2 protein-coding genes and 1 pseudogene are annotated in these 2,715 nt (G+C 56.8%); all 3 read left to right on the top strand.

The annotated features are described in order from the left end of the window. A pseudogene (locus AC0QHF_RS01410) lies at positions 1-557 on the top strand (serine/threonine protein kinase); the annotation flags it as partial. Positions 558-707: 150 nt separating this feature from the next. Further along, positions 708-2,282, top strand: coding sequence for a nucleoside triphosphate pyrophosphohydrolase family protein (locus AC0QHF_RS01405; protein WP_324702397.1), 1,575 nt, complete (start codon positions 708-710; stop codon positions 2,280-2,282). 12 nt (positions 2,283-2,294) lie between these two features. Beyond that, a partial coding sequence (locus tag AC0QHF_RS01400; RefSeq protein WP_324702396.1) for a GvpL/GvpF family gas vesicle protein occupies positions 2,295-2,715 on the top strand: 421 nt, incomplete at its 3' end.

Here is a 2,715-nt window from a genome sequence, read left to right as displayed (position 1 = left end):
ACCTCCCCTCAAACCCCCCCTCAAACCCCCCCAAACCCCTGAAAATTCTCTCGGTCTCCACCGACAAACTCCCCATATTGACCTTTCTCGATCGCCGACACCTCCTCGCCACCTGGTCAAATCCCGAAGCCAAATCTCCGAGAACCCTATTTCAGATCTACAGTCGCCGGGGCATCCCCATGGGACGACTCAAATTGCCCATCTCCGTCAGCCCGGTCTTGCCGACCCCCCAACCCCACACGATCCTCGCCCTCTCCGACGATTCCCCCTCCCTCCTGTTCCAAATTCGTCTCAAACCCCTCCATTTGATCCGAGTCTTTCTGGAGTCGCCCGCCACCTGCTTTTTTGTTGCAGACTGGGGATATGGTTGGGCCGATGCGGATGGCAACCTCCGCATCGTCAATTGGGACGGTCGTCGGATCGGCGAGTTTCACCTGGGCGTCATCCCCCTGGCGATCGCACCCTGGGGAAAAACGGGTTTGGCGATCGTCACCGATCCCTCAACTGGGAACTCCATCCAGATCGTCGATCGCCTGGACCTCCCCCTCGATCCCTGAAATCGGGTGTAGGGTGTAGGGTGTAGGGTGTAGGGAGGGAGAAAGGGTAAGGGGCAAAGGGTCGAGATCAATTGTTCTGAAAATCCGGATTTGATATCACCCTTCACTCGTCACTGCCGGAAGACAATTTCCATTGGAGGCATTCTGACCATGTACGATACCCCCGAGAAGACGTTCGGCGAACCTTCTTCCTCTCCCGCCGAAGTTCCCCAACCCCTCTCATTGTTCGACGCCGAAGAGTCCGATCGCATCTTACTCAAACTTCCAGGAGTTGTGACGCCGACTTCGAGACCCGAAGATCGGGTGTCCCCGGCTTTGACGGACAGCCTGGAAAAATTGGTGGAATTGGTTGCCAACCTGCGATCGCCCGGCGGCGGATGGCAATCCGACCCGCCCCAAACCCCGGAACATCTGCTCCCCTACGTCACCGAAGAAATGGGCGATGTCCTGAATGCGTTGGAGGATGAAAAATCCGCCCCACAGTCCAAAAAAGAGCCAATTACCCAATCTGAAATTATCGCCTTAAATGACATCGTGCCCCTGTTGTTGTGGCATCTGGCCCGCAGTGCGGAAGATACGCTCCGGCTCCTGACGGGGATCGAAGCCAAAGTCACTGCGGCGGACGGCACTTGGAACCGGGGCATCCTGCGACTGGTCGCGGGTCTGACCTTGAAAACGTCCCAAACCCAGGAAGCGATCGACCTGGCGACCCGCCACCCCCCTCAATTTAACCTGCCCGCCGAGGCGATGATTCAGTCCGGGGATTGTCGATTTTGCCAATATCCCCTCGACGCCAAATCTTTGCTCGAACGGCTCCAAAACACCATCGACCAAAGATTTCCGGCGATCGCCAACTTAAAATCTCAGCCCATCACCCTTCTGTATCCGGGCTACAATTGGCAAGTCGGCCAACTCTCTTTGACATTGGGATGGGAATTTCTGGCGAATCCCCCCTCGTTCGAGCATACCTTTGAGTCATCATCCGTAGAGACAATAGACGAATCACCGAGAGCCCTCCTGTCGAGCCAACTCAAGCTCACGGATACGGTGGTTTTGAGTCGCTACGTCCGGGAATCGATCCGCCAACAACTGGCAATCCCCCTGAAACACCTATTTTTGGGGCAACACGAATCCCCACCTGAAGCCTTCGAGCCATTTTTGCTGGCCCGAACGAGTGAGTTTGCCGAGCGAGTCTATTCCGGGTTGCCGACTCCCGAACCCCAACTCGTCCCCCCCCAGCTCAATTTGGGTCGGCTGACCTCAAAACTGCTGTGGCACATGGTGAGCGGCGATCGCGCGATCGTGCGACTCATTGGCGGCATTTCCGCCCGAGTCCTGCAACCCGGACACCGATGGGAACGGGGGACGGTGCGGTTGGTGGCAATTTTGAACGCCGACTTTACCGGATCTCACTGGGAAATCGACATCACCACCCGCGAAACCCCCCAACTGACGGGGACGCTGTTGGCGGAAGATGCCGTCATCGATTGGGAGAACTTACAAGAGATCGGCTCCGCACTGGCGGAAATTGGAAAAAAATTTCGGGAGGTGTCCCCCGAGCTGGGCATCTGGATGGACGGGGTGGAAGTGGATTGGGCCGAGTCCACCGCAGGGGAACGGATGTGGCGATCGGCTTCCGAGGTGCGATCGGGATTGGTTCAACTCGTCTTCAGCCTGGAATGGGTGCCGATTCCCCGTCCCGCTTCGGAAGATGCTGAATCTTGAGGATCGTGTCTGATGTATGTCTACGCCTTTTTAAAGACTCCCCGAGTTCCGCTGAACTTACCCCAAGGAATTGAAAATCCGGTAGATTTGGTGACAACGGACGATCTGTGTGCATTGGTCGAGCCGAACTTGGGGGCGGAAAATTTGCCCCAAACCGACGATGAAGAATTGATGCGGGCGGTTTTAGCCCACGATCGCGTCCTCTGTGAAGTTTTCGAGCAAACAACATTGTTACCGCTGCGGTTCGGCACCTGCTTTCACTCGGAAGCCCGATTGTTGGAACATATGGCTTCCGAACGCGATCGCTATTCCCGCCAGCTCGATCAATTGCAGGGTCGGGCCGAATATTTGCTGCGGGGAGTTCCCCGAGACTACGTTCGGCCGGAGCCACCGACGGAACCGGAGCCGAGCCAAGGGCGGGCCTACTTTTTGG

Source organism: Lyngbya sp. CCY1209 (genome assembly GCF_055795065.1).
The sequence above is the reverse complement of the archived record's forward strand: the minus strand, read 5'-3'. Positions and strand labels throughout refer to the sequence as shown.